This window comes from Chitinophaga sp. H8, from assembly GCF_040567655.1.
Taxonomy (GTDB): Bacteria; Bacteroidota; Bacteroidia; order Chitinophagales; family Chitinophagaceae; genus Chitinophaga; species Chitinophaga defluvii.
On sequence record NZ_JBEXAC010000002.1, the window covers coordinates 2341864 to 2363920 of the forward strand.

Consider the following 22057-nt stretch of genomic DNA (forward strand, 5'->3'; position numbering starts at 1 on the left):
AGTAATTGAAATCTAACCTATTATACGGAGATAAGGAACTCTTAAAGAAGATTGCTGATGGAGATGAGCATGCATTTTCATCGCTATACCGTGCGTATGTACCACGTTTGATCCCTCTGGTAAAGAGCATGACGAAGGATGAAGGACTGGTAAAGGAAGTCATCCAGGATACCTTCACCCGCCTTTGGTTGCAAAGGGAGCGGTTGGCGGAAGTAGAATATCCACATACTTATATATTAAGAGTGGCCTCGTATGTATGCGTAAATTATATCCGGCGATCAGCAATTGGTGTACGCATTATGCACGAAATGGAACGGAGGACTTCTGAGGAGACCAATCCAACCGAAGATAGCATCGCCTTAAAGGACCTTGAACGGATCATCAGAGATGGTATTTCGCAACTGACAAATTCTCAAAGAAACATATATCGGCTCAGCAGAGAAGAAGGATTAACCATACCCGAGATAGCAGAACGCCTGGGGATATCTCCGAATACCGTTAAAAATACATTGGTAACCAGTCTGAAATCCATTCGTGAATACGCTAAAAAGGCGGGTTATCCCATTACCCTTTTCTTCTGCTGGATATTTATTTAATTTTTTTTCTTCTCTTATAGTCCTAAACACCGGTTCGATTGATTAAGTATTAGGAGTATGGAAAAATCCAAGATTATATCGCTTTTACAAAAGCATGCAAACAATGAAGTTTTCACGGAAGAGGAAGCGGCTTTGTTTGCGGCGTTGGAAAAAGATAAGCCTGCGATGGCTGAAGCCATTCTGGAGATGCTTTCATTAGATAAGCGGGAGGCACCTTATGACGAAACGGTGTGGGAGCCGGTACTTACTTCCGTGTTGTCTATTGATAAGACCTCCCGTCCGGTACGTAAGATTCATTTCCTTAGAAAATGGGGATGGGCTGCTGCTGTATTGCTTATCATAGGTGCTGGCACATTTTTATGGCACCAATTGCCATCCAATAAGTCTACCTCTCAGCCGATAGTGTCGAATACAGATATCCCGGCAGGCTCCGAAAAGGCCATGTTGACATTGGCGGATGGTAGTACGATTATGTTGGATAGTGCGGTAAACGGCTCTCTGGCGCAGCAGGGCAATATGGATGTAGTAAAGGCAACTGACGGCCAGATTGAATACCGGCCTGTGGGAAAGGAGGGTGATGGGACAGTTGGAATGAATACTATGCATACACCCAATGGAGGTGAGTATAGGTTGGTACTACCCGATGGAACCAAGGTTTGGCTTAATGCAGCTTCCGCTATTACTTACCCAACCGCATTTAAGGGTGCGCAACGCCGTGTAAAGATTGACGGAGAAGTATATTTTGAAGTTGTCAGGAATAGCCAAAAACCATTTGTGGTTGACGTTCAGGGGAAAACGATGGTAGAAGTATTAGGCACAACGTTTAATATAAATGCATATGGTGATGCCGGATTTATTGAAGCCACCCTGCTTGAAGGGAGTGTGAGGGTGTCTGCTGCAGGTGCTGGCCAAACCAAGGTGCTTAAACCGCGCCAACAGGCCAGACAGAAAATCAACATGGATGCTGTTGGGCAACTCACCGTGGTCAATGAAATAGATATTGAAAAGGTAGTAGCATGGAGAAATGGACTGTTCAATTTTGACGGTATGCCGTTGTCGGTAGTGATGAAGCAATTCGAACGCTGGTACGATATTGAGGTGAAGTATGATGAAAAGGCTGCGAATCTGGTGTTCAGGGGAGAATTATACAGGAATTTATCTTTAGTAAAAGCACTCGATATTTTACAAGGCATGGGCATCAAATACCAATTAAATGGAAGGGTATTGACCATTCATGGAACAACATAATTGAACTGCTTCTTTTATTAAAAAAGCCAAAGGATGTAATGAACATCTCAGGTGAATGACGGGAATTAAACGATAACAGGTCTCTCACAGATCAAAAACTTATCAACCAACAGCGTAAAGCTATGCAAAAAACTGCTAGATGCGGCAGGCAAGCCTATGGGCATAGGAGCCGCAGTGCCAAAACTTTAATGCTTATGAAATTGACTGCAATTTTGCTCGTCACGTTTTTACTAAATGTTGCTGCCGTAACTGCGCAGAAAATTACTTTTTCAGGAAGAAATGTACCGCTGACAACAATTTTCTCTGAGGTGAAAAAGCAGACAGGTTATGTATGTATTTATAGCGACCCTGTGTTGTCTAAAGCCAAACCAGTAACGGTTACCGCCCAGGACGAGCCGTTGGTGTCCTTCCTGGATAAAGTATTCAGGAACCAGCCGCTCACCTACCGGATCACCGACAAGAATATCGCGATTGCCGTAGCCGCCAATCATACATCTGATATGCTATCCGCGACAGAAAAAAAAGAGACTGATATTGTCCTCACCGGAAAAGTGATGGACTCATCAGGACGACCACTGGAGGGCGCGTCTGTTGAAATCAAAACATTAAAGCTGGGTACTGCTACCAATGCACAGGGAGGATTCCGCTTAACAGGAGTTGCAGAAGGATCACAGATACTTTCTATTTCTTACGTGGGTTATGAAAGGCAATTCAAAAAAATCAATGTAGAGCAGGAGAATCCGGAAATTTTTGTAGTACTGGCCACGTCTACTAAAGCAGTAGATGAGATACAGGTGATCGCATATGGAAAAGCAAGCAAGCGATTTCAAACAGGCAGTGTGGCCACTATAAAGAGTGAGGTGCTCGAACGGCAACCTGTAATGAACGTATTGCAAGCCTTACAAGGACAGGTGCCGGGTGTGGTGGTCAATACTACCAGTGGCGCTCCGGGTTCAAGAACAACTATTCAGGTAAGAGGGCAAAACAGCATCAACGCCGGCATCAACGGTGTAACAAATGCAGACCAGCCATTGATCATTGTTGATGGGGTGCCGCTCGCAGCGCAGAATAAGAATCTCTATGCACTCAGCGGTTTTGGAGGAACCATCCTGTCCTCACGTCCGGGTACTACCGGAATGAGTCCTTTGGACAACCTGAATCCGGCAGATATAGAAAGTATCAGTTTTCTGAAAGATGCAGATGCCACCTCTATCTATGGATCGAAAGGTTTGAATGGTGTAATGCTGATCACCACCAAAAAGGGAAAGGCTGGAAAAACCAAATTGAATCTGAATGTCTATACCGCTCCCACAAAAGCTACCCGGGTTGTAAAGATGCTCAATACTGATCAATATATGATGTTAAGGAAAGAAGCGATGGTCAATGATGGTATTACCAGTTTGCCAGTTACTGCAGCCAATATCCGTAATTACCCTGACCAGTTAATTTTCGACCCAACGAAGTATACCAATTTCGCAGATAAATATTATGGAGGGACAGCCAACAATACTACCGTTAATGCAAGTCTGAGTGGCGGTACCGGTTCCACTACCTTCATCGTTTCTACAGGCTATGCACGGGAAACCTATAACTTCCCCGGTGATTTTAAAGATGAAAGGCTTACGCTTCATACAGGATTTCGGCACGCACCAGCCAGCAGTAAATTATCCATTGATTTTGGAACGGACTTCTCCTATAGCAAAAACAATACTGCCAGTTCACCTAATTTAGGCAAGGCACTTACTTTGCCACCCAATCTGCCGGAAATGGTCAATCCTGATGGTAGTCTGGTATGGAATTACAAAGGCCTGGACTTTGGCAACCTCCAGATGAACGCTTTTCTGCAACAACCCTTTTTTACGAAAAACCTCAGTATTAACAGCAATATGCAGCTTGCCTACCAGATAATGCATGGCCTGCGCGTGAGTGTAAATACCGGCTACAGTTTTTTCCTGGCAGATCAGTATGGCGGTTATCCGCGCAGTACACTCAATCCAGCGACCAACAGACCATCCAGTGCAGATTTTAGCAAGAACAAACTTCAGGCTATCAACATAGAACCACAGATCAACTATGACAGAACCATCGGAAACGGCAGACTGAGCCTGCTGGCAGGAGGAACTTACCGGAGGGAAGCTACCGATAATGATAATCTGAACGCCAGTAATTATTCTAATGACGCATTTTTAGGAACACCGGCCGGTGCAGCAACACTCAGGATCCAAACTGTAAATGAATTGTATAAATACGTGGCCGTATTTGGCAGGGTCAATTATGTGCACGACGACAAATACATCCTGAATCTGACCGGCAGAAGAGATGGCTCGAGCAATTTTGGTCCGGGCAGACAGTTCGGGAATTTTGGGTCAGCTGGGATGGGGTGGATCTTTTCTGAAGAAAATTTCTTCAGAAAAAAGGTACCATTTGTCAGCTTCGGAAAGTTATCTGCTAACTATGGAACGGTTGGGTCCGATAATATTCCTCCTTATGGTTTTCAAGACTATTGGGCACTGTCTGAATTTACACCTATTAAAGGAATGATACCTTACCTGCCCCAAAATCTCTTTAACCCGCAATATAGCTGGGGGGTGAAAAAGTCGTGGAATGCCTCCCTGGATATTGGCTTTTTTGATGGACGTCTGAACGTTAATACTACCTGGTATCGGGGACGCACCAGCAATCAGTTGACACAAACGCCGTTGGCTACTCAAACCGGTTTTACTTCGGTTATACAAAATCAGGACGCAGTGGTTGAAAACAAGGGATGGGAATTTTTGATCTCTTCTGAGAATATAAAGAACAAGCCATTTACCTGGAGAACAAACTTCAATGTGTCTTTCAACAGAAATACGCTGGTAGCTTACAAAGATCTTTCCTATTCATCCTATAAGACGAGTTATCTCATTGGAAAATCTACCAGCACGCTGCTTTTATTCAACTACAAAGGGGTGAATGAGGAAACCGGATTGTTTGAGTTTTATAAGGCAGATGGGAAAACACCTACTTATGCTCCAACAGGACCAGGTAGTAACAGCCTCAATGACAGGTCGGCTTACGTTGACCTTCAACCGAAATTTACCGGAGGTCTTACCAATACCTTTAACTACAAAGGATTCGAGCTTACATGCCATTTACAGTTTGCCAAACAAACAGACCGTAATTATCTCTATAGTATTTACAATATCAGCAATTTAGGAAATCCTTATTATATGAATCTTCCGGTAGAAGCGCTGCATCGCTGGCAAAAGTCCGGAGATGAAACGGATGTTCAAAAGCTCACTACTAAAGCTGGTACGGCTGCAGCAACCGGGCAGGCCAATTTTGTGAATTCGACCGGTGCTTACGGAGATGCCTCTTATATCAGGTTGAAGAACGTATCCCTGGCATATACGATGCAGGAAAAATGGATGAAGAAAGTCAGCATTACCGATTGTCGTGTATTTGTCAATGCACAAAATCTGTTAACCATCACCGGATACAAAGTGGGGGACCCTGAAATGCCTGGTGTGCTGTATGGCATTCCCCCCCAACGTACTATTGCTGCAGGTCTATCTTTTACTTTCTAAACCGGAGATAACATGAAAAAGATTTTTTCTTTCAATAATATAAAAACGCTGCTGGCAGTTTTGCTGCTGTGTATGGGAAGTGCTGCCTGTAAAAAACTCATCGAAATACCAAATCCGGTAGACAGGTTAACACCCAAAGACGTTTTTAAAGATAGTGCCGGAGCTGTATTAGCCATTGAAGGTGTTTACCTGAATTTTGGTTATTATGAACTCTCTCAGGGAGCGATCTTCAACGGAGTAATGACCATGCAGACAGGGCTGCTGTCGGATGAGCTGCTGACCAGTTCCGCCGACAATACTTTTGTGGATTTTGCCAATAATACCTTGCGCTCTGATAATAATGCTGTTGCCAGCGTTTGGAGTTCTGCCTATACAAATCTGTATGTGGTCAATGCCTGTATAGAAGGGATCAATAATAGTACAGGCATTAGTGAAAAGAATAAGCAGCAGTTTATCGGAGAATTAAAAGTGGTGCGTGCGTTCTATTATTTTAACCTGATAAATGTGTTTGGGCCAGTACCATTGATAAAGGGTACGGATTTCAGGGTGAATGCAACTATCCCAAGGACCCCTGTAAATGAAGTGTATCAACAAATTGTTGCTGACCTTACCGAGGCACGACAACTGTTGCAGCCTGCTTACCCTACCACCGGCAGGGAAAGGCCCAACCTGCATACTGCTACCGCTTTACTGGCAAAAGTTTATTTGTATCAGCAAAACTGGAGTGGCGCCGAAACGATGGCGAAAGAAGTGCTCGGTGCAGGAATATATAATCTTGAAACAGATCTTAACAATGTTTTTGTAGCTGGAAGCAAGGAGGCTATCTGGCAGTTGTCTACTATCAAAAGCCAGCTATATCAGACGGTGGAAGCTAATGACGTGATTCCAATGTTCCCTTTCATGATTCCTAAATATTATCTGTCAACACATTTATTAGATGCTTTTGAATCAAAAGATCAGCGTAAAACAAAATGGACAGCAGTCAGTACCATGGATATAGACGGGGTACTAACCGATTTCTACTATCCCTTCAAATATAAAAATAACACTGCTGCCGCCACACCAAGGGAAGATTATATGGTATTCAGGTTAGGAGAACAATACCTGATACTGGCAGAAGCACTGGCGCGGCAGGGGAAACTGGGAGAAGCCCAGCCATACCTCACGGAGGTACGCGTACGTTCCGGACTGGACGAAATTACACCTGCAACGCAACCAGCTTTTCTGAATGCCATTATGAAAGAACGAAGAACGGAACTGTTTTGCGAATGGAGCAACCGCTGGTTTGATCTGAAACGTAACGGCACTGTCAATGAGGTGATTGGTGCGATAAAACCGGAATGGCAATCTACCGATGCGCTATATCCGATTCCCCTTGGCGAAAGAAGGCTGAACACCTTCCTTGAACAAAATCCCGGATATACAGAATAAGCGCATTGCTCCTTTTGATATTCCAATAGGGTGTAGTGGTAGGCAGCTACCGCTATGCAACACTTATTTCCTAAAAAAATGCATATGAATGATACATTGGTGAAAATAGAAGGGTTATCACACAAATACACCGATTCGTGGGCTGTGAAAGATATCAATCTTGAAATTGGTTATAGGGGGATTGTTGGGCTTTTAGGTTCCAATGGAGCTGGTAAATCCACCACCATGAATATTCTCTGTGGTGTGCTTAATCAAACAGCAGGTAATGTGTATATAGATGGTATCGACATGCGGAAAAATCCGGAACAAGCAAAAATGCAGATCGGATTTATGCCACAGACACCACCGCTCTATATGGATATGACGGTGGATGAATACCTGAACCATTGTGCACACCTGCGCTCAGTGCCAAAACACCAGATCAGGCAAGCCATTCATGAAGCGAAAGAACGTTGCAGTATTGGTCATTTCAGTAAAAGAATCTTGCGGAACCTGTCTGGTGGCTATCGCCAACGGGTAGGCATCGCGCAGGCAATCATACACAAGCCTAAACTGGTGGTGCTGGACGAACCTACCAATGGGCTCGATCCCAATCAGATCATAGAATTAAGAGGGTTGATAAAAGAAGTAGCTACCGAAAGGGCAGTTGTTTTCTCCTCCCATATTTTATCTGAAGTGCAGATGATTTGCCAGGATATCAGGATGATCGATGGCGGGAGGATTGTATTTGCCGACTCCATGGATGCATTCAATAATCATATTGCACCGCATAGCATACTGCTTCAAATGGATAACCCGCCTACCGAGGATGAATTGAAGAATATACCCGATATCACTGCGGTGGAATTTCTGACAGAGCGGCAAATCAGGCTGTGGTTCAATGGTGATGCTGAAATCACCAAACGGATTGTCGAGCTCAGCGTACAGCAAGGTTGGGAGCTACGGGAAATAAACTTAGAAAAAAGCTCACTTACAGAAATATTTGCCCACCTATCCAACCATCGTAAAAACTAACCACTTTATAATAAAAGTAGTAGGGTGAAACGAAGTTCCATCCTACCAAAAAAAACAATTTACGGATGAAAAAGATAATCAGAGTTGCTAAGATGGAACTGAATACATTGTTCTATTCACCAATAGCATGGTTTCTGTTGATTATATTTCTGGTGCAGTGCGGCATACAGTTCTCTGATGGAATGGCAAGAGTGATTCAGAATCAGGAATTGTATAGTAAACGTTTTTGGTATAACTCTTTTGTTACGGCTGATTTGTTTGAAGACCGGTATCGCGGTCTGTTTACCACTATTACCAGTAAGCTTTACCTGTATCTGCCCCTGATAACAATGGGGCTGATCAGCCGCGAAACCAGCAGCGGAACAATCAAGCTGTTGTATTCTTCTCCATTAAAAGTACGGGACATCGTTTTAGGCAAATTTGCTGCCATGATATTTTTCAGCCTTTTGCTGATAGCTATTCTGTCCATTTTTGGTATAACGGCTATACTTACTGTTGAATCGGTAGATTATGGACAGATCTTGTCTGGTCTCTTTGGACTGTTCCTGTTGTTATGCACTTATGCTGCTATCGGGCTTTTTATGTCCTGCCTTACCAGCCACCAGGTGGTGGCGGCGCTGAGCACATTTGTAGCCTTTGCATTGTTTGCCTACATCGGCGAGCTTTGGCAGGATAATGATACGGTTCGTGAGTTCACCTACTATCTCTCTATTGCAGGTCGCGTAAGCAAAATGATTGGCGGATTGATCAGCAGCAAAGATGTGCTTTATTTCCTGTCAATTATTTTTATGTTCCTGACCTTCAGTTATTTTAAGCTAAGAGCATCGAGAGAATCAAAACCTGCTTTTGTGAGAATCGGAAGATACCTGGCCGTTTTTGGGGGTGTTTCAATGGTGATTTATTTTTCGTCCCGTCCCGGGTTTATTGCTTACCTCGATGTATCTGCCAACAAGGCCCATACAATTTCTTCCAATGGCCAAAAGATCCTGGCAGGCATGAATAAAGGCCCTGTAGAAATAACGGCTTACATTAACCTGCTGGGAGAGAACTTCGGAAGCGGATTACCTAAGGCCAGAATGAATGATGTGGAAGGGCGTTGGGCGCGTTATGTCAGATTCAAATCCGATATCAGGTTGAACTATGTATACTATTATGATAGCACTGCTTATGATCCGCTGATATACAAGGAAAATAAAGGGAAATCATTGCAGCAGATTGCTGAACAGCGGGCCAAGATCTATAAGGTTGGCATGAGCAGATTTAAGACGCCGGCGGAAATGGAAAAAATAATTGACCTAGAGCCCGAAGGAAAGCGATATGTAATGCGAGTTTCCTATAATGGCAGAAGTACTTATCTGAGGTTATTCAGAGATCAGATGATATTTCCCAATGAACAGGAAACGATGGCAGCATTCAAACGCCTGACGGATGATCAATTTCCCGTGGTTGGCTTCTTAGAAGGAGAAATGGAACGTAGTTCAAAGAAATTGGGCGACAGAGATATGGGATTACTTGCCAATGAAAAAGGTTTCAGAAATGCACTGATCAATCAGGGCTTTGATGTAGAGACGGTATCTTCCGCCAATCAGGTGCCCGCTAATATTTCCATTCTGGTGATTGCAGATCCGCTTAAAGCATTTTCTCCGGAAGCAATGACAAATATTCGCCAGTATATTGACCGTGGCGGTAACTTACTCATTGGGGGCGAACCTGGCAAACAACAGCTGCTGAACCCGGTACTGGCGCCATTGGGTATACAATTGATGGATGGAACATTGGTACAGCCAACAGATGATTTTGCACCTGACCTGGTATTGACAGATGTGACCAAAACAACAGCGGGATTATCGAGAGAGATGTTTGCTATGCAGCAAAGCGGAGCGAAAGTAGCCATGAATAAAGCAGCCGGATTGAAATATCAGCAGGGAGCATTTGATATCAAACCATTGTTGGAGACAAACAGCAGCACTACCTGGCTAAAAAGAAATCCTTTGATGAATCTTGATGCCGCCAGTTCTGATACTGGAAAAACAGTGGAAGTAAAAACTTTTCAGACGAGCCAGATTACGGAAGCAAAGCAGTCAGAGAATACTAACAACCCTGTATTCTCCGCATCCGAAGGAGATGAAAAAGGCACCTTCACTACCGCTGCTGCTTTAACCCGTAAGGTGAACGGTAAAGAGCAACGGATTGTTGTAACTGGAGATGTTGACTTTCTCTCCAATGTTGAAGTGCTACTTTTCCGCAACATGAAAGACACCAGGATTGACAATTTTGCTTTTGGTACACAGGTATTCGGATGGCTGAGTAATGACCGCTACCCGGTAGAGACTTTAAGACCTCCTAACAAGGATACGAAAGTGCGTCTCACCGATAGGAGCCTTTCTGTGCTGAAACTGTTATGGATCTGGATACTGCCAGGAGCGCTCCTGATATTTGCCACCATCTTGCTTTTAAAACGCAGGAATAATTAAGTAACTGTTATGGCCTTTACAACAGATAAGCAAACCCTTACTGATCTGGGGATTTTTGGCAAACCAGGGTCGCCGTCAGTATACGCGTTATTCAATCGCACCCAAACGAGCAAAGGAGCCGCCGTACTGGAGGAAATGTTTACGTATCCGTTATCAAACCAGGAAGCCATTGAAAAAAGAAGCAACCTGTTCCGGTTTTTTGGCACAAAGAAAATGTCCTTCCCTTTTCCCGCTGCACTCTTTGATGCATCGGAACAATACCTTGCTGAAACTGATGAACGAACAAAACTGACGCCGGAAGATCAGTCGTCTGCCAAAAAACTGGCTTCACTTATAACGGCAGATACCAAGTTCAAAGGAATACAGAAAGGTGTGCTATCGCTTATTGAAATAGCGCATTTGCTGCAGTTGTTTATCCGTTCCCTGAATACCGGTAACGACACCGCTTATAGCGGGGACCAAAAGTATATCGAAGACCTGTTAGCAGAACCTGCTATTCAATCGGCGTTACAGGTTGGGATAGAGCAAAAGTTAAGTTATGAAACAACCGCGGCATTGGATGAGCAGTTCAGGTTTCGATATCCGGATAAATGGAGACAGCTGTTGCAATGCTGCTATCAGCTGGATGTTTATATCTCCGTTGCGCAGGTGGCAGTAGCGCTCAATTACTGTTTTCCTGCTGTAAAGCCTGTCACGGAAAATGTATTAGTGATACAGGGGCTCTTTCATCCATTGGTGGCAAATGCTGTTTCCAATAATTTTCAAATGATTCGTGAAAAGAATATGGTGTTTCTCACAGGCGCCAATATGGCCGGGAAATCCACTTTCATGAAATCGGTGGGTATTGCGGTTTTCCTGGCACAAATGGGATTTCCCGTTCCTGCAAAACATATGGAGCTTTCTGTACTGGACGGCATTTTTACTGCTATCAACCTGCCGGATAATCTTGGGATGGGCGCCAGTCACTTCTATGCTGAAGTGTTAAGAGTAAAAAAAGTAGCTAAAGAACTACAGTCGCAGAAAAAGCTGTTTGTAATGTTTGATGAATTGTTCAGGGGGACCAATGTGAAAGATGCTTATGAAGCCACTATCGAAATTGTGAATGCTTTTGCGTTGAATCACCGGAGCAAGTTTATCATTTCCACACATATTATCGAAGCAGGAGCAGTGTTGAGAGAAAAGAATCCTGCTATCAGCTTTCAGTACCTGCCGACAAAGATGAATGGTAATACTCCTGTATACACTTACCGGCTGGAGAATGGAATCACTGCCGACAGGCATGGTATGGTTATCATCCACAACGAAGGCATTCTGGAGCTCTTGCAAAAACCGAAAACACAAATACCAGGATAATGAGTTTTATTGCAGACAAGCAAACGTTGGATGACCTCGGTATTCTGAATAGATACAGGTCTGATGCTGTGTTTACGCTGTTCAATCAGGTAAAAACAAACGGTGGCGAAAGATTGCTCGAAGAAATGTTCCGGAACGTTTTAACGAACGAGCAGGAAATGAATGACCGTAGCAATACTTTTCGCTACTTTCAGCAATTATCCCTGGTTTTTCCTTTTTCAAGGGAACAGGCGGATGCCATGGAAGATTATCTGGGGGCGGGTCACCAAAAAAGATTGCCCGCAACGCTGCTGGCCATTGTTGGAAAGAAGTTAACCGGAGCATTCGTTGGCGATAAATCATTTGTTGCCTTAGTCTCCGGGGTGCAGACCACAATAGCCGTGTTGAAGTTGATGCGGACCTTCGTTAATAAGATTGATGAACATGCTGGTGATCACCCATTTTCCGCTTCAATAAATGAGCTGAAACGTATACTGGATGATAAAAGAATAGCAGTTGTATGGAAGGAAAAAGCGGAGCGGATCAATTCCGTTTCCCTCCTCGCAAAATTTGATTACCTGTTCCGCGCTGTTCTTTATACGGAAATGAAGCAATTGCTGACGATGATGTACCAGTTGGATGTAATTATAACTGTTAGTAATATCGCGAAAGACCGGGGATTTTCTTATGCTACTGCATTGGAAAAGGGAAAGCATGTTTTTCGCGCAAGTGATCTGCGGCACCCGGGTATAAAGAAAGCGGTTGGAAACACCCTTGAGTTGTCGGCTCAAAGCAACCTGATTTTTCTTACAGGGGCTAATATGGCGGGTAAGTCCACTATCATGAAATCATTCGGAATTGCCGTTTACATGGCTCATATCGGTTTTCCGGTAGCCGCGAGTGAAATGACCTTTTCTGTAAAAGATGGATTGTTTTCTTCCATCAATGTACCGGATAATCTGCAGATGGGCTATAGTCACTTTTATGCGGAAGTGCTCAGGGTGAAAAAAGTAGCAGAAGCGGTAGCGAAGTCAAAAGATCTGGTGATCATTTTCGATGAACTTTTCAAGGGCACTAATGTGAAAGATGCTTATGATGCTACTTTGAGTGTTACGAAGGCCTTTGCTACATTCAGGAATTGCTTCTTTCTTGTATCGACCCATATTGTTGAAGTAGGCGCTGCCCTGCAGGAGGATACGGATGATATTCAATTTTTATTTATGCCAACAATTATGGAAGGGAATGTACCCAGATACACCTATCAGCTAACCAAGGGGATCAGTGCGGACCGGCACGGAATGAAGATTATAGAAAACGAGGGGATTATCGACATCATACGATCTGCCGCCACTGCATTTCCTGACAAAGTGTGAAGCGGGATTTAGAAGAGACACGATAGCTGGAAGCTACTTCATGCTTCCCGCGTAAAATTGTTCCAGACATCCCTATGCCAGCCATTCTAATGTGGGGCACCTGGAAAGGCCCTCTCGTAGGGGAGAGGGCCTTTTTTTGAGCCTCAAAATTGATTCGGATGGCTCCGATATCCTTCATTGGTGGTAATAAAGAACAAAGATCAATTTACTCCAGCATAATACTAAAGTTAATCTTTTGAGGTGGAAGACATTGTTCCTCTTTGCAGGCCATATACTCCACCGTACCGGTGACTTTTGTTTTTGCTTTTGCTTTTACACGTACTGTCTGCACAAAGTTAACCGGCCCCTTAAAATATTTTACAGTAAGCCCCAGTAGGTCTTCATACTTACTAACAACCGTCCCATGTTCTGAAACACTGCTATCTGCCAGCACCAGCGGATTACTATCGAGTCGGATCGTAGTAGGGCTTGGACCATCAGGCGCGCTGCTTTGGCTGTAAATATGCCATTGCTGGCTGACTTCTGGAGTGAAATTTAGTTCGTATACACGCGCTCCTTTTTTTTGTGCGCTGAAATGCCATTTAACCGGATTCTCTATCTGGGCAAAGGCGCTCCCCGCTATGCCTATAGCCAGGAACGTTACCCGAAATGATTTTGTTATCATTATTCTGTTTTTTCTTTGATTACCAATACGTCCATCTTCACCTTTTTTTCTACCAGATCGAGTCCATAGCGGTTCAATGCTTTTTTAAGTAGCTGAATATTCTCACTGTCCACTTCTTCACCCGTCATGGTGATGTCTATATTACCTTTATATCCAGTTTTGTTTACCAGCGGTTTCTTTGCAGCCAGTATAACGAGAGTCTTGAGTCTATCTGCCAATACACTGAAAGGCTGATTTACGAGGACTCTGAGAGGTTCTATTTTGCTGCTCTTAATATAAGTAGGTATAAAACTGTCCTTTGCTGTGTCACCCCTCGTCTGCAGCATATCTTTCCTGCCTTTTCTTATTAACACATAGCTGCTTACATAGCGTTTTTCCACACTACCCTTCAGTCCAAAGAACCTATCCAGGTCTTGTTGCATGAGTTTATGAAGGTCGTGTTTGCTGCCTTCCGGCAGAACCAGCTGGTAACCGTATAGATGCTGATCCGTCCACTCTATATGAGCAAGGCCTTTTAGGCCAGGGGGAGGGGTATAATGAGATGTATCCTTTACTTCCAGTATTACTCTTCCCGGTTCAAAAAAATCTCTTACGTTTCCTGTTGTTTGCTCAAAAGCGCGCTGATAGAGGTATTGTATGCTTCCCAAATCTGCTAACGTTTGCATACCGGGCTCGGAACCCGGAGGCCGAACGCCTGTTTTATGATTGTGTCTTGTAATAATGGAGGAGTAGGCAATCTGTCCCCTGATCCTTTCATCGAAAGCAGTTTTCATAGACACCCGGCGTACCGACTCTTGGATGGAGGAGGGCCGATCCTCCAATATAGCCCGAATGTTTTCTGCTGTAAGGTTATATGGATCGGCTTCAAAAAGAAAAGTACCCTTGCTGTCTATCCATACATAACCGCCGTTTATACCGGAAAACATACTGCGTAGCGTTGTATCTCCAGTTATAAACAGCAGGTTGGGAAAATGCACTTTTACATGTGTTTTAAAGAACTTTGCTACGCTTTCACTATTTTCCCTGCTTACAGCTACGATCTTTATTTTTTCTCCAAATTCTTTCTGAAGGTTGTCTAGTTTAGGGAACGCCTCCAAACAACTTGCACATGTAAAGCCCCAGAAATCAAGGATTACCAGTTTCCCCTGCAGGTCTGAGAGCCTTGTTGTTGCCTTGGGGTTGTTGAACGTTTCACCGAAAATAATATCCGGTACTTTCTCTCCTTTCTTCGGCTTTTGGTGCTGGCTGCTTGCAAGCATGGGTAAGCAGAAGAAAAACAGTATAATTTTATACTTCATATAGCGCATGCATGTTGGTTTATTGTTCATATCCGTTATTTTGTTTGAGATAATAGTTATACAAAAGCTGGTTCAAAGGAATTGGATAAAGGGAAGCGTAAGGTTGCCACCAGGTTTTCTCAGCACCCAGGACAGTATCTGCTGCGACGGTACGTTTAAGATCTAACCATCGATGTCCCCATTCGGCAAACAGCTCAATGCGCCGTTCCTGCGCAATGCGCTCTAAGCAATGTTGCTGGGAAAGGTCTTTAGGAAGGGCCTCTAGCCCTGCTCTGTTCCGGATTACATTGATGTCCTTTACAGCATTGTCTGTTTCATCAAGCATGGCAAGTGCTTCCGCCCTGATAAGATAAAGTTCGGCGAGGCGGAGCACAATATTATATTCAGTTACGGGCTGCACATTTCTGTTACGGTATTTCCGGGGATAGGGATATGTTGCAGTGCCTGAGCCCCCCTGTCCTACCCAGTATTGCCATCTTTTATCGCCCATTTCAAAAGCAGCCTGTAAAGATGGTGTAAGCTGAAATGCAGGCACGGTTGCGGTAGTCAGTGGAATGAAATTAGTCGCTTCACCGGTATTTCCGGTACCATTCCTGCTTGCAATTTCCCATATCGTTTCCGTGCTGTTGATCAGAAAGGTACGCTCAGGATCCATTTCTATCTCAAAGGGTCCGGTATTTATTACGATGGAAGCTGCACGCTCCGCTGCCACCCAGTCTTTCCTGTAAAGATGTACTCTTGCCTGTAATGCCTTTACCGCGAAAAATCCTGGCCGTACCTTTCCGGTTCCAGCTCCTGTAGCCGTTCCTTCCAGTGCAGCAGCAGCTTCCTCCAGGTCGGTCACTATCTGACGCCAAATAAGCGTTGTATCTGTACGAGGAATAGTTGCATTTTGAGTATAATCTGTAGTAGTGATCAGTGGCACCGGGCCAAACAAATTTATCAGATAGAAGCAGGTGAATGCCCGTATAAACTTCATTTCCCCGGATAGCCTGCGGACGGCATCCGCCGGAATACCTGTGGATGCTGACAATCCGTTTATAATGGCGTTTGACCTGTAAAGGATGTTATAAGGTGCTGTCCAAAAGAAAGTATTAATCGTCGGATCGTTTGCCGGTATGTTATTACGGTAGAACACATCATAGGTTACATTGGGTGCGCTTCTGATCAATTCATCTGCGCTCAATGCCGCAAATATCGTAAGCCCGGAATTTGAAAAAGTGAGATTGGAGTTGCGCATCTGCGTGTATACACCATTCAATGCGGACAGGGCGCTTTGTTCATCTGAAAATACATCTTCACTTATGATCAGTTGAGGGGAAGGTACAATGTCCACGAATTTGCTGCAGGATGTCAGTATCATCAACCCGGCTAAAAGCCTATATATAAAGGAGTATTTCATGATCGCTATTTAAAAATTTAACTGGATTCCACCGGCAATAGTCTTTAACGGCGGCAATGTATACAGGTCCTGATTCTCTGGATCAGCGCCCTTGTATCCTGTGATCACAAAGAGGTTCTGGGCATCAAAGTAGATGCGGCAACTACCGATGAATGTTTTCTTCATCCATTTCCCTGGGAGATGGTAAGAAATGGAAATATTTTTACCGCGTATAAAAGATGCATCTGTATATATGCCGTCAGACATACGGTAGTTAAGTGCGGTCATCAGTACATCTGTGTTGGTGGCGGAAAAGCGCGGTATAATGGTTTCATCTCCTTTCTGCTGCCAACGCTGCAGCACATTCCGTGGCTGATTAGAAGTACCATATCCCGGTACGCTGTTCGTAAAGTCTCCCATGTAATTGGTGCCAGTCTGCTTTCTGAATTCAAGCGCGACGGTGAGTTCAAAATTCTGGTAACGGAATGTATTCTGAAAACCTCCATAGTACTTTGGGTTCCTATTGATAATGCTTACCCTGTCTGCAATGCCGTACATCCCATCGCCATCCACATCTTCTACCAGATAGCTGCCAGTGGCAGGATCGATGCCCTGGTAACGGTACTGCTGCAGCATTGATACAGCTTTGCCAATGATGTAGGTGTTGCGGTAGGAAGATGTTGCCAGCCCCGGGAAGTCAAGAAGCTTGTTGACTGGAAATGAGATGTTGAAACTACTATTCCACCGGAATGCTCCCTTTAACAAGTCCGTCCCGGTTACCTGCAATTCCCATCCTTTATTCTCAATTAACGCATTCAGGTTTGCCAGCACTGATTCAAAACCTGTTTGCGAAGGCAACGTATAATTCACTAGTTGGTTGCTGGCTTTGTTACGGAACCAGGTTAGGGATAGCATGAGACGATCTTTCAGCAAACCGAGATCAAGCGACAATTCTGTTTTGCTATTCCTTTCCCACGCAAATACCGGATTAAAAAGTGCAGTAGGATTTAGGGAGCTTGTTCCATCGTAAGTAAAGGATGAAGTGCTCCAAGTATTCAGATATCTGTAATCGCCTATCTGATCATTCCCTGTAAGTCCGATGCTCCCTCTTAATTTCCCGAAACTGAGAAACGGTAATGCGCGCTGTACCCATTGCTCTTCACTAAAGATCCATGCGGCGCCTACAGCGCCAAAATTGCTGAAGCGGCTTTGGGGGCCGAACCGACTGGAGCCATCCCTTCTACCACTGATATTCACTAAATATTTATCCTGGACGTTATAATTCAGGCGGCCATAAACACCCTGATAGTTGTATTGTCTATCGGTATTGGAAGCGTCCCTTCGGCCTGCTGCCGCGATGGAACCAAGCAGCACATCACTGGTATAATCATATCCATAAACGGTAACGCCCGATAGCCTGCTTTCCTGCCAGGTGCTGCCTGCTAGTACAGACAGTTTGCCTGGCCCTGCCTGTAGCCCATATTCGATCTGCGGCTCTAAGATCCAGTTTGCCTGAGTTTTATTTGCAAATGAAGCAGAGGGCAATACCTGACTAAAAGGGTCTATAGAAGTACTGGGGGACGCACTCTTTTCGTCTGTTTGCACCACGTTATATCCGAGGTTTACCCGCAGCTTCAGATGGGGCAGCAGTAGATATGATAAACGAAGGTTGCTGTTCAGATTGCGGAACCGACCATGATAGTTTTCAAATAAGAACTTCATTGGATTGGAATCGGAAATACCCAGGTTGGCATAGGGCTCTCCATGCTCTTCCCAGTTCAGTGATCCATCTTCTTTATATAATTTCAGCATCGGGTTAGTGTTCGTGTACCGGGTAAGGTCGCTTATTACCAGTTTGTTATTGGTAATACTGTAGCTGGCGGTAAGATCGAGGTTGAATTTATTGTCTGCGGAAGTACTTTGAAGCGTTGTATTAAACCCGGCTCTTGTATTACCAAGATCTGTAGGGAAAACAGTAGTTTCTTTATGATATCCGGCACCTACAGAATAACGTGTTTGTATAGTACCACCAGACAAGCGCACTTGCCCGTCGATAGTTTCCGCTGTTCCCCCGATCATCAGCTGGCGAAAATCAGTATACCTTGTGCTATCCAGCCAGAAAAGGTCCGGTGCATTAGCTGTCGTGGGGGGAACGCCATCGTTGCGGAATGCCTCATAACGCATGGCGCGATATTCTTCCGTATTTAGCATCGCCATAGTACGCGCGGCCCTGCTCCAACTTTTATAAACCGTTACGTCAGCTTTCATGGGTCCGGTTGCACCTTTTTTGGTGGTGATGAGGATTACGCCGTTGGCTCCCCGGCTTCCATAGATCGCGGTGGCATCGGCATCTTTGAGCACTTCAATGCTTTCAATATCCGCCGGATTTATCATGTTCATCGGGCTCATACCGGTACCTGAAGTAGGGGCCCCGGCTGCAGAGCTTAACTGGTTAATTGCGGTATTGCCTGATGCAAATGGCACCCCATCTATCACGAAAAGTGGCTGAGAGCCTTGTAGCAGTGAGCTCTGGCCCCGTAACAATACTTTAAATCCGCTGCCTGGCACACCGCTGCTTTGTGTGATCTCAAGGCCCGGTACGCGTCCTGCCAATGCTGCAAGCGGATTTGACACAGGTTGGCAGGCAATCTCCTTTGCACTTACTGTGCTTACATTGCCGGTAGACAAACGTCGTTTCTCCGTATAATATCCTTTATTGATGGTAATGGCGTTTAGCTGGCTTTCAGCTTTCTCCAATTTTATCTGTAAGCTGCCATTTGTATACAGATGGGCATTACTGCCATCCTGCATGGCTACCATCTTGCTGTTCTTTACACGCAAACGTTGTATCTGGTAACCGATAAAGCTCACTTCCAGTATACTGCCTTCAGCAACCTCCACCACGAAATATCCGTTGGCATCCGTTACCGTACCCTGTTGCCCATCTCTCAACCGTACGGATGCACCAGGCAGCGGGTTACCGTCCGCATCCATCACTGTTCCTGTTAGCCTGATCTGTGCACTGTCTGCACCTGGAGCTGTTGCATTTCTATTGGCAGAAGAAGATATTTCTGGGCGCAGGCTGATAATAATCGTTTGTTGCTTCAGGGAAAATTGCAAAGCCTGATCTTTCAGCGTCATCGCCAGAAAATCTTTCAATGGCGTATCCTGCGCCTCTATTGTAACTGGCCTGGCTTTTTCAAGAATGGTATAATCGCAGAAAGTAACGTATCCCGTTTGTTGGCGGATAATGGCGAAAACTTTTTCCAACGGCACGTTCCGGCCACTGTATGTGATTGTTTGTGCATAACTGGCAGCAGTTACTTTTAAACAGGCTATGATCAGCAACAATATCGTTAATCGCATAATTCGCTGTACTGTATTTAATAAGGTCCCGGCAGCAGGATCCCTGCCCGTATAGGCATAGGAAATACCGGCAGACCTATAGCAAAAAGGTAATAATTGCATAGATTTGCTTTGTCTGGATTTGTAGTTAATTCAATAATCGGTCACGTTTGTTGTAACTGCCTATAACCGGGCAATAACCGTCCTGGCCCCACCGGGACGGTTTTACTTTCCGGCAGGCATTCTCTAAATGTCCTGCATGTTCTTAATTTTTGGGCTGAATAAATATGTTATGGCGCTACGATCAGCGTTTTACCTTCTATCCTGAAATGAATATTTGACTCTTTAAGTACTTCCAATATTTCGGACAAGTGCAGGGTGCGCTGCATTTCGCCCCAGAATTTCCGTTGGGGTATACTCCCCGTATATATAATATCGACATCGTACCAACGCGATAGTTGCTTCATGATTGTTTGTAAATCTGCTCCGTAAAAATTGAACAAGCCGTTCTTCCAGGCGGTGACTGCGGCAATATTGGCATGTTGCTCGATGGATATTTTTTCGCCAGCTACCGTACGGGCTGCCTCACCAGGGCTTAGTTGTACTGACTTGTCACCTGTTCTCACAAGCACACTCCCGTCCACCAGGGTGGTATTTACAAAAGGTTCATCCGTATAAGCGTTCACATTAAAGCTAGTACCAAGTACTTCGATTACAGTTTGTTTATCGGAGGTAACCCTGAAAGGCCTCCTTGCATCTTTCGCCACTTCAAAATATATTTCCCCAGTTATAGCTACCGTTCTATCCTTATCATTAAATGCTGTAGGATAACGAATAGAAGAAGCGGCGTTCAGCCAGGCCCTGGTACCATCGGGCAGTGTTATACGAAACTGGCCTCCACGAGGAGTGGTAAGTGTGTTATAGGACAGTGCGGTTCTTCCGGTATGCGCATTGTAGGTCAACTGCCCTCCCTGCTGCTGTACAACCGTTGGGCCTTGCCGGATCATCTGGTTACCGGTGCTGTCCAAAGTTACTTTGGATCCATCCGATAAGGTCAGGATGGCTTTGTTGGAGCCTGGTGATATATCAGTGGTTGGCTGTTCCCGGACCACATCCTGGTTTGCTGATCGGTGAATCCAGAAAAAAGTACCAGCAATCAAGACTAACACAGCCACGGCGGCCGCCCAGCTCCAACGGCGCAGAAAGCGGGTGCGATAGGGGACAATCAGTGGTTTTTTTTGCTTGTTATTCAATACTGGCTGCAGCGCCCTTATCACACGCTCAGTGACGGCAGGAAGATCATATACCTCCTGATTTGCTTCGATTAATTGCCTGTCAATTAATTTATCCAGTAGGCGCGCATATTCTGGCTGATCCAAAAGCGTTCGCAGTACCTGCCACTCCTCTTTGCTGATCGTACCGTCTATATAGCGGTCAATATAGTATTCTAAAGGTTTGTTTGTCATCTTACATTATAATAAATGCATTTTTTAGGAGAGAGGTCAGGTCGTCTCGAAATTTTTTTTTGGACCTGATCAATGCCAAACCGATAACCATAGTAAAATGCTAACAATTACCTCATGTTCTTCCTTGAGATAAGTCCTGAGAAAAAAAAGTGCTTCGATGATATGCTGTTTTACAGCACTTTTACTGATCTGTAGCTGGCGGGCAATTTCCTCATAGGTCATGTTTTCTATCCGGCTAAGCTTAAATACTTCCTGTCGCCTGGGGGGAAGCATCCCAATGGCGTGATCCAGCGAAGCACGCAGTTCCTGGAATTCAACGGCGGCTTCCGGGGTGGTAAAAAGGGTTTGTAGCATATCAGCAGGCGGTTCTTCAGTAGCATGCAGTTTTTCTCTGAAGGCCATATGAATTTTGTTACGCGTAATAACATATAGATAGCCCGCAAAATTATCCATAGCCTGCAATTTTTCCCGGTTCCGCCAGATGCTGATAAAAATGTCCTGTGTAAGTTCTTCTGCCCGTTGGGTATCCTTGATGTAGATAACCAGATGCCGGTATATAACCGGTGTGTAATGTGCCACAATCTTTGTAAATGCCCGTTCATCTCCTGTTGCTACGAGAGATAATAGTTGCGGCTCATGATATAGTTCCTTAAAAAGCAATATGTGGCACGATTTAGTTGACAAGCTAAAATAATCAAAATTCACTGCTGCCTGCTACAATTATAAAACAGGGATGAATTATGTTTCCTTTAAAAGAAATTTAAATTTATCAATTTTCGTTTTGAATGAAGACAGCAGCATCAATACCACGTTAATGTAACAGCTTTAATTACACAACTTAATTCATGTCAATTGAATGCGTTTAGTGA

The 22057-nt window shown here is 44.5% G+C and carries 14 protein-coding genes; 8 read left to right on the forward strand and 6 right to left on the reverse strand.

Annotation, left to right across the window (positions count from 1 at the left end):
• The first annotated feature begins 5 nt into the window (after positions 1-5).
• From ABR189_RS23330 to ABR189_RS23365, 8 genes are all read left to right on the forward strand, one after another.
• Positions 6-596 (forward strand): RNA polymerase sigma factor, encoded by a 591-nt coding sequence (locus ABR189_RS23330; protein WP_354662903.1) that lies wholly within the window; start codon positions 6-8, stop codon positions 594-596.
• Between the two features lie 57 nt (positions 597-653).
• Positions 654-1844: a FecR family protein gene (locus tag ABR189_RS23335; RefSeq protein WP_354662904.1), complete on the forward strand. Its 1191-nt coding sequence runs from the start codon at positions 654-656 to the stop codon at positions 1842-1844.
• A 194-nt stretch (positions 1845-2038) separates the two neighbouring features.
• Complete coding sequence (locus ABR189_RS23340) at positions 2039-5410, forward strand: SusC/RagA family TonB-linked outer membrane protein (protein WP_354662905.1); 3372 nt, start codon at positions 2039-2041, stop codon at positions 5408-5410.
• Positions 5411-5422: 12 nt separating this feature from the next.
• Positions 5423-6841 carry a RagB/SusD family nutrient uptake outer membrane protein gene (locus ABR189_RS23345; RefSeq protein WP_354662906.1) on the forward strand — a complete coding sequence of 473 codons (1419 nt, stop codon included), beginning with the start codon at positions 5423-5425 and terminating at the stop codon, positions 6839-6841.
• An 84-nt stretch (positions 6842-6925) separates the two neighbouring features.
• The gene (locus ABR189_RS23350) at positions 6926-7855 is read left to right on the forward strand and encodes an ABC transporter ATP-binding protein (RefSeq protein WP_354662907.1); all 930 of its coding nucleotides are present in this window, start codon (positions 6926-6928) and stop codon (positions 7853-7855) included.
• Positions 7856-7920: 65 nt separating this feature from the next.
• Positions 7921-10329: a Gldg family protein gene (locus tag ABR189_RS23355; protein ID WP_354662908.1), complete on the forward strand. Its 2409-nt coding sequence runs from the start codon at positions 7921-7923 to the stop codon at positions 10327-10329.
• A gap of 9 nt (positions 10330-10338) precedes the next feature.
• On the forward strand, positions 10339-11682 hold the full coding sequence (locus ABR189_RS23360; protein WP_354662909.1) for a MutS-related protein: 1344 nt from the start codon (positions 10339-10341) through the stop codon (positions 11680-11682).
• A complete protein-coding gene (locus tag ABR189_RS23365) occupies positions 11682-13034 on the forward strand; it encodes a MutS-related protein (protein ID WP_354662910.1) in 1353 nt (450 codons plus the stop codon). Before ABR189_RS23360 ends, ABR189_RS23365 begins: the two co-directional genes overlap by 1 nt.
• Positions 13035-13239: 205 nt before the next feature.
• On the opposite strand, the gene ABR189_RS23370 is transcribed toward ABR189_RS23365, so the two are convergent.
• From ABR189_RS23370 to ABR189_RS23395, 6 genes are all read right to left on the reverse strand, one after another.
• The gene (locus ABR189_RS23370; RefSeq protein WP_354662911.1) at positions 13240-13698 is read right to left on the reverse strand and encodes a protein-disulfide reductase DsbD domain-containing protein; all 459 of its coding nucleotides are present in this window, start codon (positions 13696-13698) and stop codon (positions 13240-13242) included.
• Positions 13698-14996 (reverse strand): redoxin domain-containing protein, encoded by a 1299-nt coding sequence (locus tag ABR189_RS23375; RefSeq protein ID WP_354662912.1) that lies wholly within the window; start codon positions 14994-14996, stop codon positions 13698-13700. The genes ABR189_RS23370 and ABR189_RS23375 overlap by 1 nt, the downstream gene beginning before the upstream one ends.
• Positions 14997-15015: 19 nt before the next feature.
• Positions 15016-16398: a RagB/SusD family nutrient uptake outer membrane protein gene (locus ABR189_RS23380; RefSeq protein ID WP_354662913.1), complete on the reverse strand. Its 1383-nt coding sequence runs from the start codon at positions 16396-16398 to the stop codon at positions 15016-15018.
• A gap of 9 nt (positions 16399-16407) precedes the next feature.
• Positions 16408-19743, reverse strand: a complete 3336-nt coding sequence (locus ABR189_RS23385; protein ID WP_354662914.1) for a SusC/RagA family TonB-linked outer membrane protein — start codon at positions 19741-19743, stop codon at positions 16408-16410.
• 269 nt (positions 19744-20012) lie between these two features.
• Positions 20013-21188 (reverse strand): FecR domain-containing protein, encoded by a 1176-nt coding sequence (locus ABR189_RS23390; RefSeq protein ID WP_354662915.1) that lies wholly within the window; start codon positions 21186-21188, stop codon positions 20013-20015.
• A 69-nt stretch (positions 21189-21257) separates the two neighbouring features.
• Complete coding sequence (locus tag ABR189_RS23395; protein ID WP_354662916.1) at positions 21258-21848, reverse strand: RNA polymerase sigma factor; 591 nt, start codon at positions 21846-21848, stop codon at positions 21258-21260.
• Positions 21849-22057: the final 209 nt, after the last annotated feature.

Excerpts from the sequence above, each read along its gene's own strand:
- ABR189_RS23355 (WP_354662908.1), top strand. The coding sequence starts at position 7,921 with ATGAAAAAGATAATCAGAGTTGCTAAGATGGAACTGAATACATTGTTC.
- ABR189_RS23385 (WP_354662914.1), bottom strand. The coding sequence starts at position 19,743 with ATGCGATTAACGATATTGTTGCTGATCATAGCCTGTTTAAAAGTAACT.
- ABR189_RS23340 (WP_354662905.1), top strand. The coding sequence starts at position 2,039 with ATGAAATTGACTGCAATTTTGCTCGTCACGTTTTTACTAAATGTTGCT.
- ABR189_RS23375 (WP_354662912.1), bottom strand. The coding sequence starts at position 14,996 with ATGAAGTATAAAATTATACTGTTTTTCTTCTGCTTACCCATGCTTGCA.
- ABR189_RS23360 (WP_354662909.1), top strand. The coding sequence starts at position 10,339 with ATGGCCTTTACAACAGATAAGCAAACCCTTACTGATCTGGGGATTTTT.
- ABR189_RS23365 (WP_354662910.1), top strand. The coding sequence starts at position 11,682 with ATGAGTTTTATTGCAGACAAGCAAACGTTGGATGACCTCGGTATTCTG.
- ABR189_RS23380 (WP_354662913.1), bottom strand. The coding sequence starts at position 16,398 with ATGAAATACTCCTTTATATATAGGCTTTTAGCCGGGTTGATGATACTG.
- ABR189_RS23350 (WP_354662907.1), top strand. The coding sequence starts at position 6,926 with ATGAATGATACATTGGTGAAAATAGAAGGGTTATCACACAAATACACC.
- ABR189_RS23390 (WP_354662915.1), bottom strand. The coding sequence starts at position 21,188 with ATGACAAACAAACCTTTAGAATACTATATTGACCGCTATATAGACGGT.
- ABR189_RS23345 (WP_354662906.1), top strand. The coding sequence starts at position 5,423 with ATGAAAAAGATTTTTTCTTTCAATAATATAAAAACGCTGCTGGCAGTT.
- ABR189_RS23370 (WP_354662911.1), bottom strand. The coding sequence starts at position 13,698 with ATGATAACAAAATCATTTCGGGTAACGTTCCTGGCTATAGGCATAGCG.
- ABR189_RS23335 (WP_354662904.1), top strand. The coding sequence starts at position 654 with ATGGAAAAATCCAAGATTATATCGCTTTTACAAAAGCATGCAAACAAT.